The organism is Streptomyces griseomycini (assembly GCF_014203535.1).
Taxonomy (GTDB): domain Bacteria; phylum Actinomycetota; class Actinomycetes; order Streptomycetales; family Streptomycetaceae; genus Streptomyces; species Streptomyces griseomycini.
In genome coordinates this window covers 1-6,577 of the sequence record NZ_JACHJI010000047.1, presented here as the reverse complement: position 1 = coordinate 6,577, position 6,577 = coordinate 1, and the positions used below count along the sequence as shown (strand labels likewise).

Here is a 6,577-nt window from a genome sequence, read left to right as displayed (position 1 = left end):
TGCGGGTGGACTGGGAGGCGTTCTTCGCGGGCAGCGGCGCGCGGCGGGTGGACCTGCCGACGTACGCCTTCCAGCACCAGCGCTACTGGCTGGACACCGGTGTGTCGGCGGGCGACCTGGACGCGGCGGGGCTCGGTTCGGCGGATCACCCGCTGCTCGGCGCGGTCCTCGACCCGGCCGACTCGGACGGGCAAGTCCTCACCGGCCGGCTGTCCCTGGAGTCCCACCCGTGGCTGGTCGATCACGCCATCCAGGGCGTGGTCCTGCTGCCCGGCACGGCCTTCGTCGAACTGGCGGTCCGGGCGGGCGACCAGCTCGGTTGCGACCGGATCGAGGAGCTGACGCTGGAGGTGCCGCTGGCGGTGCCCGAGCGCGGCGGTGTGCGGGTGCAGGTGCGGGTCGGTGTGCCGGACGAGTCCGGCCGACGCCCGCTGACGGTGCACGCGCGCGGAGACGAGGACGACCTGTGGGTACGGCACGCGAGCGGTGTGCTCGCCGGCGGCACCGACGTGCCGGCGGCCGACATCGGCGTGTGGCCGCCGGTCGGGGCGGAGACCGTGGACCTGGAGGGGCTGTACGACCGTATGGCCGACGGTGGTTTCGGCTACGGTCCTGTGTTCCAGGGGCTGCGGGCGGCCTGGCGCAAGGGCGACGAGGTGTTCGCCGAGGTCGCGCTGCCCGAGGGCGTGGACGCGGGCGGCTTCGGTCTGCACCCCGCGCTGCTGGACGCGGCGCTGCACGCCGTCGGGCTGATGGGCGACGGCGACGCTGCCGGCGGGTTGCCGTTCGCGTGGTCGGGGGTGCGGCTGCACGCCTCCGGCGCGACGGTGCTGCGGGTGCGGCTGTCACCCGCCGGGGCGGACGCGGTGGCGCTGGCGGTGGCGGACGGGGCGGGCGCCCCGGTGGCCACGGTCGATTCGCTGGTGCTCCGCCCGGTGTCGGCGACGCTTCCGCGGCAGGGCTGGGAGTCGCTGTTCCGCCTGGACTGGGTGCCCGCCCCGGCGACGGCCGGCAACGCCGGTCCGGTGGCCGTGGCGGAGTTCGCGGACTGGGCCTCGGTACGGTCGGCCCTCGACGCGGGGGAGACGCTGCCGGAGCATGTCGTGGTGCGGTCCGCGAGCCCCGGTGAGGTGGCCGCGGTGCGCCCGGACGTGCTGGCCGCGCTGGAACTCGTACGGGGCTGGCTGGCCGACGAGCGCACCGCCGAGTCGAAGCTGGTGCTCCTCACCCGTGGCGCGGTGGCGGTCGGCGACGGGGACGACGTGCCCGCGCCCGCCTCGGCCGCGGTGTGGGGTCTGCTGCGCTCGGCGCAGTCGGAGCACCCCGATCGCCTGGTGCTGCTGGACGCCGACGCCGAGGACGGGTGGACGTCGGCGCTCGCGACCGGTGAGCCCCAGCTCGCCGTACGGGACGGACGGGCCTTCGTGGCCCGGCTGGCCCGGGTACGGCCGGAGGCCGGCGGCACCGCCCCGGCGTTCGGACCGGACAGCTCGGTGCTGGTCACCGGCGCGTCCGGCGCGCTGGGCGGCCTGACGGCCCGGCACCTAGCCGAACGGCACGGGGTGCGGCGGCTGGTGCTGGCCAGCAGGCGGGGCCTGGCGGCGGAGGGCGCCGAGGCGCTGCGGGACGAGCTGACCGCTCTCGGGGCCGAGGTCGCCGTGGTGGCCTGTGACGTGGCCGACCGGGACGCGGTGGCGGCGCTGCTCGCCGAACACCCCGTGACCGCCGTCGTGCACACCGCCGGTGTGCTGGCCGACGGCACGATCGGCTCGCTGACCGTTGAGCAGGTCGACACGGTGTTCCGGCCGAAGGCGGACGCGGCCTGGCACCTGCACGAACTGACCCGCGACCTGGACCTGTCGGCGTTCGTGCTGTTCTCCTCCGTGGCGGGCACCCTCGGCGGTCCCGGCCAGGGCAATTACGCGGCGGCCAACGCGTTCCTGGACGCGCTGGCCCGGCACCGCCGGGCGGCCGGGCTGCCCGCGACCTCCCTGGCGTGGGGCCTGTGGGCCGACGGCATGGGCGCGCGGGTGGCGGGAGCCGCCACGGCCGGGCTGTCCGCGACGGAGGGCCTCGCGCTGTTCGACGCGGCGACCTCCGGCACCGACCCGGTCGTCGTACCGATGCGGCTCGACCTGCGGGCCCTGCGCGAAGCGGACGTGCTACCGCCGGTGTTCGGCGGCCTGGTACGGACCACGGGCCGCAGGGCGGCGGGCAGCGGGACCGACCCGGCTGCCGCGCTGCGGAGTCGGCTGACGCGGATGGCCGAGGAGGAGCGCGGCCGGGTGCTGCTGGACCTGGTCCGCACCCAGGCGGCCGCCGTGCTCGGCCACGACGGGCCGGAGGCGGTCGCGTCCGGCCAGGCGTTCACCGAGCTGGGCTTCGACTCGCTGACCGCCATCGACCTGCGCAACCGGCTGAACACCGCCACCGGGCTGCGCCTGCCGGCGACACTGGTCTTCGACCACCCGTCCCCCGAGGCGGTGGCCGCGTTCCTCGGTACCGAACTCGCGGGCGCCCCGGTCGTCGCCGCCGCCCCGCGCGCGGTGGCCGCCGTGACCGACGAGCCGATCGCCATCGTCGGCATGAGCTGCCGCTACCCCGGCGGCGTCCGCTCGCCGGAGGACCTGTGGCGGCTGGTCGTCGACGGCGCCGAGGGCATCACTCCGTTCCCGGACGGGCGCGGCTGGGACGTGGAGGCCCTCTACGACCCCTCGGGCGAACGGGTCGGCAGCTCCTACACCCGCGAGGGCGGCTTCCTGCACGACGCCGACCTGTTCGACCCGGCGTTCTTCGGGATCTCGCCCCGTGAGGCGCTGGCCATGGACCCGCAGCACCGGCTGCTGCTGGAGACCTCCTGGGAGGCGTTCGAACGGGCGGGCATCGACCCCAGGTCGCTGCGGGGCAGCGCGACCGGCGTGTTCACGGGCGTGATGTACCACGACTACGCCTCTCGTCTGCACGGCGTCCCGAAGAACGTCGAGGGCTACCTCGGCACCGGCAACGCGGGCAGCGTCGCCTCCGGCCGGGTGTCCTACACGTTCGGGCTGGAGGGCCCCGCGATGACCGTGGACACGGCGTGCTCGTCGTCGCTGGTCGCCCTGCACCTGGCGGCGCAGGCGCTGCGGTCGGGCGAGTGCTCGCTCGCGCTCGCGGGCGGCGCCACCGTCATGGCGACCCCCGCCGCGTTCATCGACTTCAGCCGTCAGCAGGGCCTCGCCCCCGACGGCCGGTGCAAGTCGTTCTCCGCCGACGCCGACGGCACCGGCTGGGGAGAGGGCGTCGGCGTCCTCGTGCTGGAGCGGCTGTCGGACGCCGAGCGCCACGGCCACCCCGTGCTGGCGGTGGTGCGCGGCACGGCGGTCAACCAGGACGGTGCGTCGAACGGCCTGACCGCGCCGAACGGCCCCTCGCAGCAGCGGGTCATCCGGCAGGCACTCGCCAGTTCCGGACTCGCGCCCTCCGAGGTGGACGCGGTGGAGGCGCACGGCACCGGCACCACGCTGGGCGACCCGATCGAGGCGCAGGCGCTGCTGGCCACCTACGGACAGGACCGCGCGGGGGAGCCGCTGTGGCTGGGCTCGCTGAAGTCCAACATCGGGCACACCCAGGCCGCCGCCGGTGTGGGCGGCGTCATCAAGATGGTCATGGCGCTGCGGCACGGCCTGCTGCCGAAGACACTGCACGTCGGCGAGCCCTCGCCGCACATCGACTGGTCCGCCGGCGCGGTGGAGCTGCTGACCGAGGCGCGCGCGTGGCCGGCCGCGGACCGGCCCCGGCGGGCCGGCGTGTCGTCCTTCGGGTTCAGCGGCACCAACGCGCACGTCATCATCGAGTCCGCGTCGGACGCCGACGTCCCGCAGGCCCCCGACGCGCCGGCCGGTCCGTGGCTGGTGTCCGGCCGCACCGAGGCTGCCCTGCGGGAGCAGACGGTACGGCTGCGCGACTTCCTCGCCGCACGGCCCGACCTCGGCCCGGCGGCCGTCGCCCGCGCGCTCGCGACCTCGCGGGCCGGGTTCGAGCACCGGCTCGCCGTCGTCGGACGCGACCGGGCCGACCTGCTGGCCGGGCTCACCGACGCCGTCGGGGGCCGGCCGGGAAGCGGCGTCGTCCAGGGCGTCGCCCAGCAGCGCCGGGTCGGCTTCCTGTTCTCCGGCCAGGGCTCGCAGCGGCTCGGCATGGGACGGGAACTGGCCACCCGTTTCCCGGTGTTCGCCGAGGCGCTGGAGGAGGTGCTGGGCGCGTTCGACCCGCGGGTGCGTGAGGTGCTGTTCGGTGACGACGCCGACGCGATCGACCGGACGGGGACGGCGCAGCCCGCGCTGTTCGCGATCGAGGTCGCCCTGTTCCGCCTGCTGCAGTCGTGGGGTGTCCGGCCCGACGTCCTGGCTGGCCACTCGATCGGCGAGCTGGCCGCCGCGCACGTGGCGGGCGTCTGGTCACTGGCCGACGCCGTCACCGTGGTGACGGCCCGTGCCGCGCTGATGCAGGCGCTGCCCGAAGGCGGCGCGATGGTGGCGGTCACGGCCGCCGAGGCCGAGGTCGCGCCCGACCTGCCGGACACCGTGGGCATCGCGGCGGTCAACGGCCCCGCCTCGGTGGTCGTCTCCGGCGTCGCCGCCGACGTCGACGCGGTCGCGGAGCGCTGGCGCGCGGCCGGACGGAAGGTGACCCGTCTGCGGGTGAGCCATGCGTTCCACTCGCCGCTGATGGACCCGATGCTGGACGACTTCCGCCGGGTGCTGGAGGGCGTGTCGTACGCGGAGCCCGCCCTCCCGATCGTGTCCACGCTGACCGGCCGGCCGGCGACCGCCGGGGAACTCGCCGCACCTGAGTACTGGGTACGCCATGTGCGGGAGCCCGTACGCTTCGCGGACGCCGTGGCCGAGACGGGCGCGGACGTCCTCGTCGAGGTCGGGCCCGGCGGGGTGCTGTCGGCCCTGGGACCGCAGACCTCGCCGGACGCGGCCTTCGTCCCGCTGCTGCGCGGTGACCGGGCCGAGGACGGCGCCGTCATGACCGCGCTCGCCGAACTGCACGTACGAGGGGTGCCCGTGGACTGGGCCGCCTGCTTCCCCGGCCCCGGCGCGCACGTCGACCTGCCCACGTACGCGTTCCAGTACCAGCGGTTCTGGCCGGACACGAGCCTCCGCGCGGACTCCGACGCGACCGGCCTCGGCCTCGGCTCCACCGACCACCCGCTGCTGGGCGCGGCGGTCGCGCTCGCGGACGAGGACACCGTCCTGTTCACGGGCAGGCTGTCGCTGGCGACACACCCGTGGCTCGCCGAGCACGAGATCATGGGATCGGCGCTGCTGCCCGGCACGGCCTTCGTCGAACTGGCCGTACGCGCCGGTGACCAGGTCGGCTGTGCCTCGGTGGAGGAACTGACGCTGGAGGCGCCGCTGGTGCTGCCCGGACACGGCGGCGTACAGGTCCAGGTACGGGTCGGCGCGCCGGACGAGTCCGGCCGGCGCCCCCTCACGGTCCACGCGCGGGACGAGGCCGGCGACCTGCCGTGGGTCCGGCACGCCAGCGGTGTCCTGGCCGGTGACGGCGGCGCTCCCACCGGCCTCGGCACCTGGCCGCCCGTGGGCGCGGAGGCCGTACCACTGGACGGCTTCTACGACGGGATGGCCGACGGCGGCTTCGCCTACGGGCCGGTGTTCCAGGGCCTGCGGGCGGTGTGGCGCCAAGGCGACGAGGTGTACGCCGAGGTCGCGCTGCCCGAGGAGACCGGCGTCGACGGCTTCGGCCTCCACCCGGCGCTGCTGGACGCGGTGCTGCACGCGGTGGCGTTCGGGGTGCTGCCCCCGGTCGAGCACGGGCGGCTGCCGTTCGCGTGGTCGGGCGTGCGGCTGCACGCCTCCGGCGCGACGGCCCTGCGGGTACGGCTCACCCCGGCGGGACCGGACGCGGTGGCCCTGGCCGTCGCTGACGGCTCCGGCGCCCCGGTCGCGACCGTGGACTCCCTGGTGCTGCGCGCGGTGACACCGGACGCGCTGGGAGCGGCGCGCGGGCTCGACGCGCTGTTCCGGCTCGACTGGGTGCCCGCTCCCGCGCCGACGGGGGTCGTGGACCCGGCGACGGAGTACGCGGACTGGGCCGCGCTACGGTCGGCGCTGGACGCGGGCGAACCGCTGCCCGAGAACGTCGTGGTGCGCTGCGCGCCGCCCGGTGACGTGGACGCGGAGGCGGCGCGCCGACGGGTGCGCGACGTTCTGGAACTGCTCCGGGGCTGGCTGGCCGACGAGCGCTGCGGCGCGTCGCGGCTGGTGCTGGTGACCCGGGGTGCGGTGGCGGTCGGTGCCGAGCGGGACGTGCCGGATCCGACGGCGGCCGCGGTGTGGGGTCTGGTGCGGTCCGCGCGGGCGGAGAACCCCGACCGCTTCGTCCTCGTGGACGTCGACGAGGACGACTGGAAGCCAGCCGTCGCCGGCGCGGAACCCGAGCTGGCCGTGCGCGCCGGCGAGACGTTCGTGCCGCGCCTGACGCGCGTCCGTCCCGGGGAGCCGGAGCCGGAGGTCGGTTCGGAGGTGGTGTTCGGTCCGGACAGTTCGGTGTTGGTGACGGGTGC

1 protein-coding gene is annotated in these 6,577 nt (G+C 76.1%); it reads left to right on the top strand.

The window, feature by feature from the left end; translation table 11 throughout:
* Positions 1-6,577 (top strand): type I polyketide synthase (locus FHS37_RS38530; RefSeq protein WP_184829961.1); only part of this gene is annotated, 6,577 nt, incomplete at both ends.